This is a genomic window from Gimesia aquarii (assembly GCF_007748175.1).
Classification (GTDB): Bacteria; Planctomycetota; Planctomycetia; order Planctomycetales; family Planctomycetaceae; genus Gimesia; species Gimesia aquarii_A.
The window spans coordinates 4,279,413-4,296,807 of record NZ_CP037422.1; the positions used below are offsets into that span (position 1 = coordinate 4,279,413).

General features: G+C 47.4%; 12 protein-coding genes. 8 read left to right on the top strand and 4 right to left on the bottom strand.

The genetic code is table 11. The annotated features are described in order from the left end of the window. Positions 1-32 precede the first annotated feature (32 nt). Positions 33-1,421: a DUF1501 domain-containing protein gene (locus V202x_RS16205; RefSeq protein ID WP_145177073.1), complete on the top strand. Its 1,389-nt coding sequence runs from the start codon at positions 33-35 to the stop codon at positions 1,419-1,421. Positions 1,422-1,433: 12 nt separating this feature from the next. Here V202x_RS16205 and V202x_RS16210 read toward each other — a convergent pair whose 3' ends face one another. The 3 genes from V202x_RS16210 to V202x_RS16220 are packed head-to-tail and all read right to left on the bottom strand — an operon-like array spanning position 1,434 to position 6,953. Beyond that, positions 1,434-2,372, bottom strand: a complete 939-nt coding sequence (locus V202x_RS16210) for an alpha/beta hydrolase (protein ID WP_145177076.1) — start codon at positions 2,370-2,372, stop codon at positions 1,434-1,436. Continuing rightward, complete coding sequence (locus V202x_RS16215; RefSeq protein WP_145177079.1) at positions 2,369-3,826, bottom strand: DUF1501 domain-containing protein; 1,458 nt, start codon at positions 3,824-3,826, stop codon at positions 2,369-2,371. Before V202x_RS16215 ends, V202x_RS16210 begins: the two co-directional genes overlap by 4 nt. Next, the gene (locus V202x_RS16220) at positions 3,819-6,953 is read right to left on the bottom strand and encodes a PSD1 and planctomycete cytochrome C domain-containing protein (protein WP_232098529.1); all 3,135 of its coding nucleotides are present in this window, start codon (positions 6,951-6,953) and stop codon (positions 3,819-3,821) included. The genes V202x_RS16215 and V202x_RS16220 overlap by 8 nt, the downstream gene beginning before the upstream one ends. Before the next feature lie 436 nt (positions 6,954-7,389). On the opposite strand from V202x_RS16220, the gene V202x_RS16225 reads away from it, so the two are divergent. The 5 genes from V202x_RS16225 to V202x_RS16245 all read left to right on the top strand — a co-directional run bounded on the left by V202x_RS16225 (position 7,390) and on the right by V202x_RS16245 (position 14,546). Further along, a complete protein-coding gene (locus V202x_RS16225; protein WP_145177082.1) occupies positions 7,390-8,334 on the top strand; it encodes a DUF1559 domain-containing protein in 945 nt (314 codons plus the stop codon). A gap of 69 nt (positions 8,335-8,403) precedes the next feature. Next, positions 8,404-8,838, top strand: coding sequence for a hypothetical protein (locus V202x_RS16230; protein WP_145177085.1), 435 nt, complete (start codon positions 8,404-8,406; stop codon positions 8,836-8,838). A 335-nt stretch (positions 8,839-9,173) separates the two neighbouring features. Next, positions 9,174-11,066, top strand: a complete 1,893-nt coding sequence (locus V202x_RS16235) for an ABC transporter ATP-binding protein (RefSeq protein ID WP_145177088.1) — start codon at positions 9,174-9,176, stop codon at positions 11,064-11,066. Between the two features lie 183 nt (positions 11,067-11,249). Continuing rightward, positions 11,250-12,530: a cytochrome-c peroxidase gene (locus V202x_RS16240; protein WP_145177091.1), complete on the top strand. Its 1,281-nt coding sequence runs from the start codon at positions 11,250-11,252 to the stop codon at positions 12,528-12,530. A 213-nt stretch (positions 12,531-12,743) separates the two neighbouring features. After that, positions 12,744-14,546, top strand: coding sequence for a heavy metal translocating P-type ATPase (locus tag V202x_RS16245; protein ID WP_145180628.1), 1,803 nt, complete (start codon positions 12,744-12,746; stop codon positions 14,544-14,546). A 37-nt stretch (positions 14,547-14,583) separates the two neighbouring features. On the opposite strand, the gene V202x_RS16250 is transcribed toward V202x_RS16245, so the two are convergent. Further along, a complete protein-coding gene (locus V202x_RS16250) occupies positions 14,584-15,684 on the bottom strand; it encodes a prolyl oligopeptidase family serine peptidase (RefSeq protein ID WP_145177094.1) in 1,101 nt (366 codons plus the stop codon). 137 nt (positions 15,685-15,821) lie between these two features. Between V202x_RS16250 and V202x_RS16255 the strand changes: the two genes are divergently transcribed. Together V202x_RS16255 and V202x_RS16260 are read left to right on the top strand one after the other, a co-directional pair. Further along, positions 15,822-16,949, top strand: coding sequence for a serine hydrolase domain-containing protein (locus tag V202x_RS16255; protein ID WP_145177097.1), 1,128 nt, complete (start codon positions 15,822-15,824; stop codon positions 16,947-16,949). Between the two features lie 52 nt (positions 16,950-17,001). Beyond that, positions 17,002-17,385, top strand: a complete 384-nt coding sequence (locus V202x_RS16260) for a DoxX family protein (RefSeq protein ID WP_145177100.1) — start codon at positions 17,002-17,004, stop codon at positions 17,383-17,385. Positions 17,386-17,395 lie beyond the last annotated feature (10 nt).

Sequence of the window (17,395 nt, forward strand, 5' to 3'; positions counted from 1 at the left end):
TACAAAGGCAGCTTCCACTGAGGAGTGACAAGATGCAAAACCCCACATTCATCAATCGCAGAAACCTGCTGCAAGTGGGGCTCGGAACAACGGCGGGGCTTTTACTGCCAACTGCGCTGCCAGCCAAACTTGCGACTCCGCATCATCGCCCGCAGGCCAAGCATGTAATTATGCTCTATATGTCGGGCGGTTATTCGCACGTCGATACATTTGATCCTAAACCCGAATTGACAAAACGGCACGATCAATCAATTGGCGAAGAAGAGAAAGCCGCCGTCTCCGGACAACCGATTATAAAACGTTTTCTCAAAGCCCCTCTATGGAAGTTTCGTCCCAATCGAGAATGTGGGACTGAAGTCAGTGATCTCTTTCCTCATCTTCGCAAGATGATGCACGAAACTGCGTTAATCCGCTCCATGAACAGTGATCACCGGGACCATGGTGAAGCTACGCTGCAACTTCATACCGGCAGTACCACCACGGCCATGCCCGGGTTAGGCGCCTGGTTGAGTTACGGGCTAAAATCTTTTAACACAAATCTTCCCTCGCATATTGTGATTTCAGAACATCGCCCTTATAACGGCCCCCAATTGTGGGACGCCAACTTTTTGCCTGCGGTTAACAGCGGTGTGCGTGTCGTACCCGGCGATGAACCGATTCCCTTTCTCAAATCTCCCACTTCATATGAGCGACAACAACTGGAACTTTCATTGCTGACAAAAATGAATCAACGTCATTTAAAACACCGCCAGCACGATGCACAATTAGCGGGAAGAGTCGCCTCCTTTACTGCCGCTGCAGGTCTCCAACAACAGGCACCAGAGGCACTCGACTTATCGAAAGAAACGAAGGAAACGTTAAAACTTTATGGTGCGGAACGAGGAGACCAATCCAGTTATGCTTCACAATGTATCATGGCGCGTCGTCTGGTGGAGCGGGGAGTACGCTTTGTTGAAGTCATCGATGCCGTCGGTGCCTGCCGCGATAACTGGGACGCGGCACATCGCGATATCGCCTCGCATGAAAAGTATGCCCGTCGTGTGGATCAACCCATCGCCGCATTAATCAAAGACTTGAAACAACGTGGCTTACTGGAAGACACACTATTGGTTTTTTGTACCGAATTTGGACGTTCTCCCTGGGCTCAGGATGGGAAAGGCACCAAATCTCGCACGCATCACCCCAACGCTTTTTCCTGCTGGTTAGCTGGAGGCAGTGTGCGAGGAGGAGTCGTTTACGGAGAAACAGACGACATCGGCAACTATGTCGTAAAAGATATGGTCCACGTACATGATTTTCATGCGACCATCTTACACATCATGGGACTCGATCACGAAAAACTCACATACCGACACGCGGGCCGTGATTTCCGACTGACCGATGTGCATGGACATGTCGTGCAGGAAATCCTCAAAGCGTAGTCCCATTCGGTCCTAATGTTTCCTGGAGGGAATAAGTGCCCTTTGGCGAAGCCAGTCTTCGGCGCGACTTGGAAAAGTATCGACGTTAGAATTTTCAACTGGCCGCATCCCGTAACCGTGCCCTCCCGTTTCATAAATGTGTAGTTCAGCCCCCACACCGTTCTGCTTTAACGCGGTATAAAACTGGATGCTACTTAGCGGAGTGGCGCTATCGTTGTGAGCGTGCGCAAGAAATGTGGGTGGGGTCTTTTTCGAAACGGTGATCACTTCATTCAGCTTCCCCGTTTTTTCATCGAGCAGCCGCCAGGGATAAATCAACAAGCTAAAATCGGGGCGGCAAGAGACGTCATCGACCTTGTCTTGTGGTTTATAGGAGCGATCTTTAAACCGGGTCGTGACAAGCGACGCTGCCTGCCCCCCCGCAGAAAAGCCGATCACACCAATCTGATCGGGCTTGATGCCCCATTCTTTAGCGCGCTTGCGAACCAGGCTCAACGCCCGTTGTCCGTCTTGAAGTGGCCGCTCTGAAAAAGGAGGTAATTTCTGATTGGTCTGAGGAGTGGGTGTTTTTTGTTGTTTTGTGCGATAATGAACGACAAGTGCCGTAATACCTAATTGATTCAGCCATTCAGCCGCCTCGGAACCTTCTTTGTCCGTCACCACGTAACTATATCCGCCACCAGGAAAGATCAAAACCGCCGTTCCGTTTCGTTTTTCAGCAGGAGGTTGAAAGACATGTAACTGAGGCCGTGTAATATTCTTGACGCGCGTCGCTGGAGGATTTTCACTAGGGCGTCTGGGAAGTGGTCTGCCTGTCTCACGCGTTGTCTCGCCAGGAGCACGCCCCGGCCAGATGTCGATGATTGCATCTGGTTCACGTGCATTAGCAAAACTTAGTATGCTCAGCTGCATGCCAGAGATGAGAAACATGATCATCATGAACCGCTTCATGCCAGAATTTCCTTTATGATATTCGACGGTTCAACACCCGTCAGTTTGAAATCAAGACCCTGATGTCGATACGAAAAACGTTCATGATCGATACCAAGCAGGTGCAACACCGTGGCATGCAGGTCTCGAACATGAACCGGGTTTTCAGCAACGTTGTAACTGAAATCATCGGTGGTACCATAAGTCATGCCTGACTTGACACCCCCACCTGCCAGCCACATTGTGAAACAGCGGGGATGATGATCGCGGCCCCCTTCGGGACTGTTCCACTTACCCTGACCGGCCACTCCCCGACCGAATTCACCGCCCCAAACGACCAATGTATCATCCAACAACCCACGTTGTTTGAGATCTTTGACCAACGCCGCGCTGGCCTGATCCGTATCGCGACAACGAGCCACACACCATGACCCCAGACGGCTGTGATGATCCCAGTCCGGATGAAACAACTGCACGAACCGCACTCCGCGTTCGATCAGTCGTCGGGCCAGCACACAGTTGGCGGCATAGCTACCCGGACGACGCGAATCGGGTCCATAGAGCTCAAATGTGGATTCCGGTTCATCACTCAGATCATTTAACTCGGGAATACTGGACTGCATCCGCCAGGCCATCTCATACTGACGAATCCGCGTTTCAATTTCCGGGTCACCCGTTTCTTTGAGACGCATCTGATTCAATTCGGCAATACCATTCAACATTCCTCGTCTTATTTTGCGGGGGAGTCCATCCGGATCACGGAGATAAAGCACGGGCTCTTTCGAATTGCGAAGTTTGACTCCTTGATAGCGGGATGGCAAAAAACCGCTGCCCCAGTAATGATCGTAAAGTGGCTGATCGCTGGGACGCTTCATCTTGGAAATCAAAACCAGATAATCGGGCAGATTCCGATTCTCACTCCCCAGACCATAGCTGGTCCAGGCACCAATTGATGGTCGGCCTGCGAGTTGATGCCCTGTGAGGAATTTCGTCATTGCGGGGGCATGGTTAATCTGATCGGTCACCATCGATTTAATAAAACAGAGTTCGTCGGCCACCTCTCCATGGTAAGGCAGCCACTCTCCGAGTGTCGCACCACTTTCTCCATAACGCTTGAACTTGGTACGCGAAGGCATAATCAATTGTTTTTGATTCGCTGTCATTGTTGTGAGTCGTTGTCCGCGTCGCACACTCTCAGGAAGCTCCTTGCCGGCCCACTTCATCAGTCCCGGTTTATGGTCGAACAGTTCTATCTGTGAAGGACCACCTGATTGCGTGAGAAAAATCACGTTCTTGGCGCGGGGAGGTTTATGGGGCAAATCCGCCAGGCCGAGAGCCGTCTTTTGATCCGCGTGTAGAGATTTTGACTGTTCTAATAGACCCAGAGCCATGGCTCCCAAACTCACTCCGGCACCGCGTCCCAAAAAATAACGGCGGGAAACATCCATTGCCTGTTTTATGATTTGATCATTCATGGGTAATTGCCTCATCCAGATTAAAGACCATACTCGCAATGACCATATATGCGGCAAGCTCGCCAGGATCAACTTTGCTTTTATTTGGCGGTTGCCCCACATCCAATAGTTTGAATGCATCCTGTGGTTGACTTCGATAATGTTTGTGTGACATTTGAAATTCTCGCTCCAAAACAGCTTGTTCTCGCTTGTCCAAAGGTCGGGACAAAATGCGACGAGCGATCAAATCAAGCCGGTTTGAAATGGTCGTCTCTTTTGCCATCGCAGTCCGGGCCAACTCGCGTGAGGATTCCAAGACACTCAAATCATTCAGTAATGTCAGAGCCTGCAAGGGGGTATTTGTTCTTCGTGGACGCACTTCACACACACGACGTTGTGCACTATCAAACAAAAATGTTGGTGCACTCGATCGTCGCCAGAACGCATACAAGCTGCGCCGATATTGAGTGGCTCCTTGGCTGGGTTCATAACGATAGCGTCCCATAAACATTTCCGCCCAAACTCCTTCAGGTTGATAAGGCATGACGGGTGGGCCTCCCAACACCGGATTCAATAATCCGCTGGCTCGTAGCGCCGCATCGTGAATCATCCAACTTGGGAGACGAAACCGGGGTCCGCGCGCCAGCAGTCGATTCTCCGGATCGCGGGCTAATAATGCGGGGGAAACGTTGCTGCTTTGTTGATAGGTCTGACTGGTCACGATCAGACGCAGGATATGCTGTAAATCCCAATCGTGTTCCATCAACTCTACCGCTAACCAGTCAATCACTTCAGGATGAGTAGGCCGTTCTCCCTGTAAGCCAAAATCTCCCGGCGTCCGCACGAGTCCCATACCAAAACACATCTGCCATAAATGATTGGCAACCACCCGCGCTGTTAATGGGTTCTCACGGGAGACTAACCAACGCGCGAGATCAAGCCGATCCTTTGTTTTTTCTTTCGGTAGCGGAAAAATGGTTTTTGGTACCGAGCGAACCACTTCTTTTCCATGTTTATCCCAGACGCCCCGTTCCAGGATAAATGTTTTGCGCGGTTCCTTTCTCTCTGCTAAAACCATTACATTCAGGTCACCCGCCGCTTTTTTCACCTTGGAGAGTTGCGCATTCGCGCGATCCAGGTTTGCTTTCCTCTTCTGATATGCTGCGTGATCAACGAGAAACTGATTCAACAGTCTCTTTCTCAACTTCGCATCAATTTTTGAATCCTGACCCGACTTGACTGCTGCCAATTCTTCTAGGGGCATCGGATCCAGCGACCGCACTGCCTGACCAGGCTGATCCGTCAGCATCACACGAAATCTCCCAATGTTCGCGTTACCGACTGTCGAACGATGTAACATCACGAAGATCAACTCTTCCTGATCGTCCAGTACCAACGGTTCCTTTAATGCAAAAACGGCCATATGTCGCTGCTTCGGATCATGCGATTCCGTCGTCCAACCATTACGGGGATCATCATCCAGCGTGTCTTTGATTTTTCCGTACTTACGGCCTTTGGCATTCTTCTCAACATCGGCAACAGCGCTGGCGATTTCAATATCGCGTAACTGAGAACTCCCCTGACGACGCACCTGAAGCTTGACATCAGTCAAAATAAATTCACCATTTGCACCACGGGTTAATTTTCCATCCGTGTGCGAAGCATGCGGAAAGACTTCCAGCCGCAAGCCCGTGACACGTGGTAAATTCGTGGAAGCAATTAAGCGATAATCATCCTGTCTTGGATTCGGCCCACTGGTTTGAACCGTGCCATTCGCTTCTTGCGTGAGAACTGTTCCTTCGATTGAGTTCAACGATCTGGTTTGAGGCAGATGCCAAGACTGAAACCCTTGCTGTACTAAATCGGTTTGTTTAACCAACCACGGTTCAAACTCTCGTTCTGCCTGTTTTCGAGCAGCAGCTTCCAATGGTCTTCGTTCATCTACCACCTGCAGCGCTTCTTGAATCGCTTGCTTGCCGAACGGCGATTTAAATTTGAGATAAGGCTTCGCCCGCGTGCCTGCTTTGCCATCCTCATCAATACTGTTGAAGAACGCAAACAGACTGTAATAGTCAGCTTGTGAAATCGGATCAAACTTGTGAGAGTGACATTGGCAGCAACCGAGTGTCAATCCCAGCCAGACTGTTCCTGTGGTATTGACCCGATCAATCACATAATCGATTCGCGATTCCTCCGGATCGCGGCCCCCTTCACCATTAGTCATATGGTTGCGATGAAAACAGGTAGCCAACTTCTGTTCCGGCGTGGCATTCGGTAATAAATCGCCTGCAAATTGCTCGATCGTGAATTGATCGAACGGTTTATTTTCATTGAACGATTCCACAACCCAGTCCCGCCACGGCCAGTTGGTACGCGTGGCATCGCCCTGAAAGCCATCAGTGTCAGAATAACGCGCGAGATCAAGCCACCACATTGCCATCCGCTCGCCATAATGTTTTGATTTCAGCAAACGGTTTACGAGCTTCAGGTAGGCATTTTTAGATTCATCATTGACGAAAGACTCTACCTCTTCGGAAGTCGGAGGCAATCCGGTCAGGTCAAAAGAAAGCCGCCGAATGAGTGTTCGTTTTGATGCCAGTTGTGAAAGCTTTAAACCCTCCTCGGCCAGTTTACGTTGGACGAACTCATCAATCGGATTGAGTTCCTGATTTACCAACTCTGTTTTCAACGGTTTCTCAAATGCCCAATGCCTGCCCCACTCTGCTCCCTCGGCGATCCATTTTTTAAGCGTCGCAATTTGTTTCTTTGTTAACTTTTTCCGATGAGAGTCGGGGGGTGGCATTAAGAGATCAGGATCACTGGTTGTAATCCTGGCAAATAATTCACTCGCCTCTGGTTTTCCTGGAACGATGGCAGTCGTTCCATCACGATCCTGAGTCGCCTCTTCCTGTTGATCAAGACGCAAGTCCGCTTCTCGATGAGTGGGGTCAGGACCATGACAATGAAAACAGCGGTCGGACAGAATCGGAAGAATATCACGACTGAAGTTCACTTCACCCGCCAGGCAGATCTTATCAAAAGTCAATAAGACGAAAACGATTATTAATGGTTTGAAAAGACTGGCAATTGGTTTCAAAACAGAAGGATATCCAAGTGAAGAAATCATGAGGCAGGCAAAGTCATACACGCAGTAATTTCATGTTACTTAGGGGGTTACCTCAGGTCCAGAGTAACCACTAAAAGTCGCCTCCAGGGAGTAGACTGGATTCACATCATATTGCAATGACAGAGTAATGCTCTCCTATACGAGCCTGACCTAATAGGAAGTTTCAATAGATAACAATAGATCTACTTTGGTAGCTTTTTGTTTATTATCAAGAATATCTGAAAATAAGTTGACCACTCCTCTTAACCTTATATAATTAAATAATTATTACTAATATATATTAACAATTGATTGTATATTAATTACGTTGTGTGTGAATTACTAGAAAAAGACTTATTTTTTAGGATTAATCAAAGTTCTCCGGATCATAATTTTTTATTTTATAATCTTAAGTAAATTAGACGCTCATAGTTCCCGTTTTCCAAATATTTCATAAGTTTTTTAAAGGAAATGAACAATGGACCATTTAGTGAGAAGAAAGGCGTTTACGTTAATTGAATTATTGGTCGTGATTGCCATCATCGCAATTCTCATCGCTCTACTCTTACCGGCGGTACAACAAGCCCGTGAAGCGGCTCGGCGGTCACAGTGCAAAAACAATATGAAACAACTCGGTCTTGCTTTCCACAACTACCATGACAATTTTAATATGCTCCCAACAGGGTATTTCCATAGCTATGGATACATCAGTGGGTGGGTACCACGCATTTTCCCATATATTGAAGAGGCAGCTCGTTACAATGCGATAGATAATTTAGGTGAATTGACTAGAGTTCAGCCTTACCGCTTTACAACTCCACCGCACAATGGTGACATCAATCTCTATACCGATCCCATCACTGTATTGATATGCCCTTCGTCAGAAATTGGAGAGCGTGCAGGAGACTATACAACAGGATGGGGTGGCAATCCCGGAAATGATGCTTCCTTGCACTACCGAGGAAATGCAGGATCAGTGGATGTCGGATTAGTCAATGGAACTAATTCCAGTCGGCATTATGTCACATCTGGCGTCCTCTATCCCCGTCACAAAACTCGCTTCAGAGATATAACCGATGGCACAACCAATACTTTTTTGCTAGGTGAATTATCAAGTTACATTGGATGGAGCGGCGCAAAAGGTGGCTGGGACGATATTGCTCCCTGGACATGGGCTTCATATGCTTACGGAAGCCCTGCAGGTAACGATGGTTATTTAATGTTGGATACAAAGGCGGTTCAATATCCAATTGGATCAGGTAATCATTCACAATATGGAGTTGGATGGCGCAGCCAACACGTAGGAGGTGCTCACATGCTTCTCTGTGATGGAAGTGTACGATTCCTGTCAGCAAGTTTGAACCTGGACCTTCTTAAAGCGATTGCAACGCGGTCAACTGGTGAAGTCCTCGGAGAGTTTTAATTTAAACTCTTTGAAATCATGATCTCTTTACCTAATTTTCTTCTCAGAAATCTTTTGCAGAATGATGTAATGAATAAGCTAAAATTACAATTTGTAGTCTGTTTTGTCTTATTGACTCTTTCCGCTTTCACTGGTTGTTCAGGAAATTCAGATGAATTACCTACAGGAAAAGTGTATGGAAAAGTGACCTACAAGGGAAAACCGCTGCCATTAGGCTCAGTTACTTTCATACCTGACGGAATGGGAAAAGCAGCTTCTGGAGAGATTCAAGAAGATGGGTCCTATGTGCTCACAACTTATTCCAAGGGTGATGGTGCGATCATAGGAAATCACAAAGTGATGATCATTTCTGAGCGTGACACATCTAATCTTCCAGCAGAATCTGCTGCTGCAAACGAAGACTTATCTCTCATTCCTGAAAAGTATAGTATGAGCCCCAAGACTTCTGGGCTGACTGCGATTGTCAAAGAGGACGGAAATGAAATCAATTTTGACTTAAAATAACAGAATAAAATAGATATTTGTTTGATCTTTAGCCCAGGTAGTCACTCTGCCTGGGCTACTTTTTTCTTCTTTAAGTCTACATTGATCGATTCTTTTTCTAAATGTCTCCTAGGAACACCTCAGGCAAAAAACAAAAAACAGAGCTTTTATCTAGCCTCAAATTGTCTACTGGCAACTCCCAATTCGCATTAATGTGTGCCGCTGGATATAATTGAATTGTGGATTTCTGTTTGCAAAACTCCTCCATTTGGGACATCAGCCTCTAACGATTCGCAATCGATTGTGTCTCCTGAAGTGGTATACGATTAAAAGCACCGCTAAAACAAAGAACCTCAATGAGTACGAATTCGCATTCCAGTCGTAAACAATTCGAACAATACAAAACAGAATTTCATGAAGAACATGCTCCCCAACAGGGCAAAAAATCTTCAAAACGAGAACGTTCTTCATGGGAACTGGTACGCAGCTTCTTCGATCTACTCAAATTGCATCGCTGGTCCGTCATTCTCTCATTGGTCACCTTGACCATCGCCACACTCCTGGCACTTATTCCTCCTGCTGCAACGAAATTTGTCGTCGATTATGTTCTGGATAAAAACCCACTCCCTCCGATGACGCCTCAGTGGATTCCTCATGACCCCTGGCCACTATTGGTCTTTATCACGATTAGCGTCATATTGATTTCAATGATTCGTATCGGATTGCAAATCTGGGGGCGCTGGCACGCGACTCGCGTAACCAAACTCATTCAAATGAAAGTAAGAAAAGACGTATTTGCACAAGCAGTTCGTCTCCCCTTGCATCGTATTCAGGAATTAAAATCAGGTGGGGCGGCCAGTATCCTGCGTGAAGATGCCGGCAGTGTAGGTGAACTGGTTTTTGGGATGCTCTATAACCCCTGGCGTGCCATCATCCAATTATTGGGGAGCTTAATCATTCTGGCGTGGGTAGACTGGCGATTACTCCTGGGGGCACTGTTTCTGGTCCCCATGGTTTACCTGACGCATCGTACGTGGATCAGTCGAATTCGACCACAGCATCGCAAAATCAGGGCGCAACGCGTCAACGTCGATGGTTTGGCAACAGAATCATTTGGTGGTATGAGAGTCGTCCGCGCCTTTGGCAGACAGCGTTCAGAAACAAGCCGCATTTTACGCGGGAACCATTTGATGGGACGCCAGGAATTGTACGCCTGGTGGTGGTCGCGACTCATTGAAATCGTGTGGGAAACCGTGATCCCTGTCGCGTCGGCGTGCCTGCTTTTATATGGTGGCTGGCAGGTACTGCAAGGACAACTCACCTTAGGTGACCTGGTGATGTTTCTTGCCTATTTATTAATGTTACTGGGTCCCTTAGCGGTACTCGCTCAAAGCGCAGCTCAGTTCCAAAATAGTCTCTCCGGTTTTGACCGCGTGCTCGATCTATTAGCAGAACCCCGTGAAATGGAATCATCCACCGCGCGAACGATTGGCAAATCAGAGATTTCCGGACGGATCACGTTTGAAAATGTCAGTTTCCAATATCCCAGCTCAGAACAATTTGCGTTGCAGGATATCTCTATCGAAGTTGAACCGGGTGAAACCATTGCGCTCGTCGGTCCCAGTGGAGCCGGCAAAACCACGTTCTGCAATCTTGTCGCACGCTTCTATGATCCAACCACAGGACGTGTATTACTCGATAGTTCCGATTTAACAGAGCTTGATGTCGAAAGCTATCGTAATCACATTGGCGTCGTGGAACAGGATGTCTTTCTCTTTGATGGAACGGTGGCTGATAACATCGGCTACGGAGACCGCCACACCATTGACGAGGAAATACTACACGCTGCAGAAATTTCCAACGCGCATGAATTTATCAAAGACCTTCCCAACGGCTACCACACATTAATTGGTGAACGCGGCGTCAAGCTAAGTGGAGGACAAAGACAACGGCTGGCCATTGCCCGTGCGATTCTGGCAGATCCACGTATTTTAATTTTTGATGAAGCGACGAGTAATCTCGACACAGAAAGTGAACGATTAATCCAGGCGAGTCTGACTTCATTAATGCAGGATCGTACCTGTTTTGTAATTGCACACAGACTCAGCACAATTACGCATGCGGACCGCATCGTTCTATTTGAAGCAGGACGTATTACGGAAATTGGCACTCATGATGATCTTATGGAAGCAGACGGAAAATATCGCGAGATGGTTCTGCTACAAACCAGCCCCGCTGAAGTCAGCTAAGATGAGAGCACATGCATGTTGTGTGCACATTCGTCTTGCCTGATCACATTCGCTGTTTGATTTTGCAAATTGAAATGCCTATTTCGCATGTCTATAATTTGATATGTCAACAGATGATTGATCTCTATTTCAGAAATTCAACTTTGTTAAAACTACTGGGTGTTCCCCCAAGGAAACAGTGTAATGAAATTATTGCATCATGGTCGGTATGCTTTGTTATTGAAGTTCAGTCTCGCTTTGGGTATTTCAATCAGCGCAACTCAATATAAAATCGACCAGCAAGGGGTTGCTTACGCTGGAGAAACGAAACAGCCACCAGCCAAAAAGTCTAACAAGGTGCTGTTAGGCACGGATGATCTGACATCCGGTATTCCAGGGAAAGGCCCGTTAACTGTCAAAGAAATTAAGGAATGGTTGAGTCAACCAGAAAATCATGAAATTCTGGAAGTAAGTTTGCCACTCGGCCTCAGTGCGGGAACCGCACAAATTGTAGGCCTCAAAGAAAATCCGCTCACCAGAGCAAAAATAGAACTGGGCAGACAACTTTATTTCGATACTCGGCTCTCCGCAGACAATACCGTTAGTTGTGCCAGTTGCCATCATCCAGACGAAGGATACGGGCGTCGAACTCAATTCGGTGTCGGTATTAAAGGATTGCAAGGGGGACGTAACTCTCCTGTCAGCTACAACCGCATTCTCAGTGGTGCACAATTCTGGGATGGTCGTGCCGCTTCATTGGAAGAACAGGCAGTCGGCCCCATCGCCAATCCGATAGAAATGGGAAATACGCACGAAAATGCTGTAAAAACAGTCAAAGAGATTCCTGGCTACCAGATACAGTTCGACAAAATTTTCAAAGAGGGAGTGACGATTGACAATATCGGCAAAGCCATCGCTTCCTTCGAGCGAACCCTGGTCACAGGCCCGTCACCCTTTGATTTTCAGGAACAACTGCGTCCGTTCCTGAAAATGGACAAAGAAGATCTTGAGGATCTGGAAGAGGAATACAAGGCTACTTTAGCATTAACCAAAGCAAACCCGATGTCAAAAAGTGCTTTGCGGGGACGTACGTTATTTTTTAGTGAAAAGGTAAACTGTGCTGCCTGCCATTTAGGACCGAATCTGGCAGACGAAAAATATCATAACCTCGGCGTGGGAATGACAGTCAAGAATCCTGATTTGGGGCGTTATGTTGTTACCAAACAGGAAAAAGATAAAGGTGCTTTCAAAACGCCCACCATTCGTAATGTGGCTCTAAGCGCTCCCTATATGCACGATGGAGCTTTTGAAACTCTGGAGGAAGTTGTTGAGCACTACAACAAGGGAGGCCACCCGAACCCTTATCTCAGCGACAAAGTCAAAAAACTGAACCTCTCAGATCAGGATAAAAAAGATCTGGTCGAGTTTATGAAGGCCTGTACTGGTGCGTTCCCCAAAGTAGAATCCGGACGGTTACCTCAATAAAGAAATAGTATTCTCATTAAAAAACAGCCTGGTTTTAAATACCGGGCTGTTTTTGTTTCCAGTATGAAATGTCGTGCTGTATTCTATAGATATAAATAAAACAAGAATCGTATCATTCATCAAAGGCTGAGCGTGTCAAACCCCAATCCGACGAGACCGGGTTCACCTGTCTGGAAATCTCTGGAAACATGGATCGCCCTGTTTACGATCATCATGATCGCCATCCATCTGGTGTTGCGCTATGGGCTGATTAGCGCTGAAACTACACAGAACATACCGCTCTGGTTAGTCCTCAGCCTGGGCGGCACACCTCTGGTTTGGGGACTGTTGGTCAAAATGATCCATCGTGAGTTTGGTTCGGATCTACTGGCGGGAATTTCCATTGTTGTCTCTGTTTTATTGCATGAGTATCTCGCAGGCTCTCTGGTTGTATTGATGCTTTCCGGGGGAGAAGCATTAGAAGCCTATGCCGTTCGTAGTGCTTCCTCTGTGCTGCAAGCATTAAGTAAAAGGATGCCCTCGATTGCTCATCTCAAAGTCGATTCGAAGGTTGATGATGTTCCCTTGGAACAAATCGCCGTCGAGGACACGTTAGTGATTTTTCCACACGAAATTTGTCCCATTGATGGAGTGGTACTCGAAGGTCATGGCGTGATGGACGAATCCTATCTTACGGGTGAGCCCTATATGATGTCCAAGACTCCGGGATCTCAGGTGCTTTCCGGTGCCATTAATGGTGAATCCGCACTGACGATTCGCGCGGAAAAACGGGCCGTGGATTCCCGTTATGCAAAAATCATGCAGGTGATGCAAACATCGGAACAGCATCGCCCCCGCATGAGGCGAATGGCTGATAAACTTGGTGCGTGGTACACACCACTTGCCGTTTTGATTGGACTGGTGGCCTGGTTCCTTTCTGGTGATCCCGTGCGATTCTTGGCAGTGATGGTAGTTGCCACCCCCTGCCCGCTGCTAATTGCAATTCCGGTTGCCATCATCGGTTCGATTTCTCTTGCAGCCCGCAGAGCAATCATTGTTCGTGATCCTACCGCGTTGGAAACTGCCGACACTTGCCGTACGATTATTTTTGATAAAACAGGTACATTGACCTATGGTAAGCCGGTACTGACGGAACAGTTATGTGCAACCGGATTCGAACCAGACGAAGTCCTTTCCCTCGTAGGTAGTCTGGAACGATTTTCCAAGCATCCATTGGCGGTCGCCATTATGACTGCGATGCAGGAAGCCAAAACCGTGATTCATGATGCCACTGAGATTAGCGAACCACCGGGAGAAGGCTTACAGGGAACGGTCGCCGGACAGACGATCCAGATTACAAGTCGCAAGAAACTTCTCAAACAACAACCCGATCTTGCAGATCAATTACCACCCCAAGCAGGAGGTCTGGAATGTGTGATCCTGATCAACGACCAATATGCTGGTATCTATCGTTTTCGCGATACACCTCGTACCGATGGACTCTCCTTTATTAATCATCTCTCACCACAACATCAAATCCATCGAACCATGCTGGTCTCCGGGGATCGGGAATCTGAGGTTCGCTATCTTGCGGATCAAGTGGGAATCGAAAATGTCTTTTTTAGTCAAAGCCCGGAACAAAAGCTGGAAATCGTAAACACCGAAACAAAAGACACCAACACGATCTTTGTGGGTGATGGAATCAACGATGCTCCCGCCCTGATGGCGGCGACTGTGGGAGTCGCCTTTGGTCAAAATAGCGATGTGACTACCGAAGCCGCTGATGTGATCGTGATGGATAGTTCTTTACAAAAAATTGATGAATTTCTACACATCAGTCGTCGTATGCGACGGATCGCCCTGCAAAGTGCCCTGGGAGGCATGGGATTGAGCATCCTGGGTATGCTGCTCGCTTCAGCCGGATACTTACCACCGGTAGCCGGAGCTATCTCGCAGGAGGTCATTGATGTGCTGGCCGTGCTGAATGCACTGCGTGTTGCCCTCCCACCTAAAGCCTTGATCGACTTTAAAGTGTAATAAGCTGTTTGAAGTTCAAATCACAAAAGAAGTCGCTTTAATTTTGATCAGAAGTGGCCTTTGAGTGTGTGCCCTTTGGTTCAAAATGGATGGTAGGTTTGCCATCTGCATACGAGACCACAAAACGTCCGTCTGATGTCGGGTAAATCACGTCCTGATTTAATTCAAAATCGGTGGGAGATTTGCGCAAACGAAATTTCGCTCGCCCCGGTATCATATATTTGCCACCAAATTTCGTCATCATCTTGGTTCGATCACCGAGTGAATGACCGGTCGATCTGAAAACCACCTTATCAATATCCTTGGGAGTCACAAATTTGGCTTCCACATCCAGGTTTGCGGCTTTCATATTTTCATACATCTGCTTTGCATCAGGAAAGAGACAGTAATTGTCAGTGGTTCCGTGAATGATCACAATTTTTGTTTCATGCCCCAGATCTTTCATTACTTTTAAGTGTGCGGGATTCCCAATGTAGCGAATCTCTTGAGCTCCCGGCGTCAAATAACTGGCAGAACTTTTATCCTGGCTGTAACGCGCATTCAACACACTGCCGCCGGGTAAGTTGAATGCAATATCATCGGTGAGTCGTGGCATTCCACAAATATCAACGACACAGGTAAATGTATGGGGTGCCAGTTTATTACACATCAAAGTCACATTCCCACCACCGGAGCCTCCCGAAGAATAGATTCGACGAGAGTTAAACGGAATTTTTTCTTTGATCAATTCATGGTATACAAAAGAAAGTGCCCGCAATGCATCAATGGCCTGCAAATATCCAAAATCATACGGTGCTCCGGTCTGTGGTTTCCAGGGACCACTTTGCAGGTAATCGACAGAGATTGCAATTACGTTCAATTCTTTAGTGAGTACGGCCGGATTCCCGGCTCCCGAAGTATTGGTTCCCCCCCAATTATGCAGGTTGAGCATCAAACCGGTCTCTGCAGTCACATTTGCCAGTTTGTTACCGGGATAATAGAGATACACTTTGACCGAACGTGGTCCTGGCTTGAATGGCCATTCCTGAGTTTCGATTGTAACGGTTCCATTCTGAGCAGGTAACTCTGCCGCCTTTAAACTTGCTAACCAAAGTACCTGACAAAAGAGAGTGAATAGGACAGAAAAATTCTGGTTCATCAAATTGACCTTTTTCTAATTGAATCTCATCCGGTTTGTCAGTCGGTCTCAAATTCGCTTGACGAATGCGATGAGATTGATCATCGTGAATAAGTTGGCCAGAGTCAACGCAGACAACCATCTTTGAGGACACATATATGACTTCACTTCCCATTGTAAAACCCCAGGAGATCAACCTCGATGGAGAACGGATACAGCAAGCGGGAAAATTACTAACAGAATGGACGGAAGCAGGCAGCATTCCCGGAGCTGCCATTGTGGTCGGACGGCATGGGAAAATTGTGGAACCACAGTTCTTTGGAAAACAGGGACCGGAAAATAACGCAGAAGCCGTTCGACGAGACGGCATGTTCCTTCTTGCTTCAATTACCAAACCAATTGTTTACATGAGTGCTTTGAAACTGGTGGAACGTGGTGAATTGGTATTAACGGTCCCTGTCACGCATTACATTCCCGACTTCGCAGCGCACCATAAGGAATCGATCCTGGTACATCATCTGTTTACGCATACATCGGGTATGCCTGATATGCTGGAAAACAATGTCGCCTTACGTCAGTCACTGGCTCCCTTAGAGAAATTCATTCGTGGTGCTATCTATGACACAGTGCCTCTCTTTCAACCTGCAGGAACTGGGCTTAGTTACCAAAGTATGGGGACATTAATTGTTGCCGAAATCATACAACGCATCACTAGAAAAACGATTGCCCAACATGTGCGTGATGAAATCATCAAGCCATTGGGTCTGCAAAGCACCTGGCTCGGGCGTGGTGATTTTCCGCGCGAACGTCTTGTGCGTGTTGAAACGCCTGAATATCAAATTGGTTCGAAGTTTGGCTGGAACAGTGAGTACTGGCAGGACCTCGGCGTCCCCTGGGGAGGCATGTTTAGTTCTCCCGAAGATATGGCTGTCCTCTGTCAATGGATGCTCAACTACGGCGAACAGAATGACGTGCGTCTGCTTTCTCGATCGATGATGGAAATGGCGACAACGAATCGGCTCAATGATTACCCTGACATGCCGGAACCGATTCGCCGTTCTCAACCGTGGGGACTGGGATGGCGATTGAATCACCCTGGCCAGAGTGGTAGCTGGGGAAATCTTCTCGACCGAAGTGTTTTTGGTCATACTGGCGCCACGGGTACAATGGTCTGGATGGACCGCCGTCGTGATGGCTTTGCGGTAATATTAACAACGGCGATTCGGTCGAAAGCACCTTGGCGTCTGGTCAGCTTATCTAATATCATTGCTTCTGCTTTTAAATAGACGGTGTTAAGAACACCTTTGTTGCTCGAATTCGTGTCTATAGAGAAAAGAGATGAAAACATTCTCAAAATATTTGCTCGCCCTGTTTATGGTGAGTGCGGGGGTGATGCACTTTGGGAATCCAGTTTTTTTTCTGAAGATCATGCCCCCTTATTTACCCTGGCATCTTGAGTTGGTTTACCTGAGCGGATTCTTTGAAATCGGGCTGGGAATCTCTCTCTGTTTTCAACGAATCTCAAAAGGAGCTGCCTGGGGGATTATCGCATTACTGATCGCGGTTTTTCCCGCTAATATTCATCTCTATTTACATCAGGAAATCATGCCCGCTCCTTCCTGGTTACATTTGATACGGCTTCCCGTACAAGGTCTTTTCATTCTCTGGGCGTATTGGCACACTAGACCCACTCTGGAACAAATGCCATCAACAAACGTTTGATGAGCAGAAA

Bases quoted from the DNA above. Each gene is read 5' to 3' on its own strand.
- V202x_RS16205 (WP_145177073.1), top strand. From the start codon at position 33: ATGCAAAACCCCACATTCATCAATCGCAGAAACCTGCTGCAAGTGGGG.
- V202x_RS16210 (WP_145177076.1), bottom strand. From the start codon at position 2,372: ATGAAGCGGTTCATGATGATCATGTTTCTCATCTCTGGCATGCAGCTG.
- V202x_RS16215 (WP_145177079.1), bottom strand. From the start codon at position 3,826: ATGAATGATCAAATCATAAAACAGGCAATGGATGTTTCCCGCCGTTAT.
- V202x_RS16225 (WP_145177082.1), top strand. From the start codon at position 7,390: ATGGACCATTTAGTGAGAAGAAAGGCGTTTACGTTAATTGAATTATTG.
- V202x_RS16230 (WP_145177085.1), top strand. From the start codon at position 8,404: ATGAATAAGCTAAAATTACAATTTGTAGTCTGTTTTGTCTTATTGACT.
- V202x_RS16235 (WP_145177088.1), top strand. From the start codon at position 9,174: ATGAGTACGAATTCGCATTCCAGTCGTAAACAATTCGAACAATACAAA.
- V202x_RS16240 (WP_145177091.1), top strand. From the start codon at position 11,250: ATGAAATTATTGCATCATGGTCGGTATGCTTTGTTATTGAAGTTCAGT.
- V202x_RS16245 (WP_145180628.1), top strand. From the start codon at position 12,744: ATGATCGCCATCCATCTGGTGTTGCGCTATGGGCTGATTAGCGCTGAA.
- V202x_RS16250 (WP_145177094.1), bottom strand. From the start codon at position 15,684: ATGAACCAGAATTTTTCTGTCCTATTCACTCTCTTTTGTCAGGTACTT.
- V202x_RS16255 (WP_145177097.1), top strand. From the start codon at position 15,822: ATGACTTCACTTCCCATTGTAAAACCCCAGGAGATCAACCTCGATGGA.
- V202x_RS16260 (WP_145177100.1), top strand. From the start codon at position 17,002: ATGAAAACATTCTCAAAATATTTGCTCGCCCTGTTTATGGTGAGTGCG.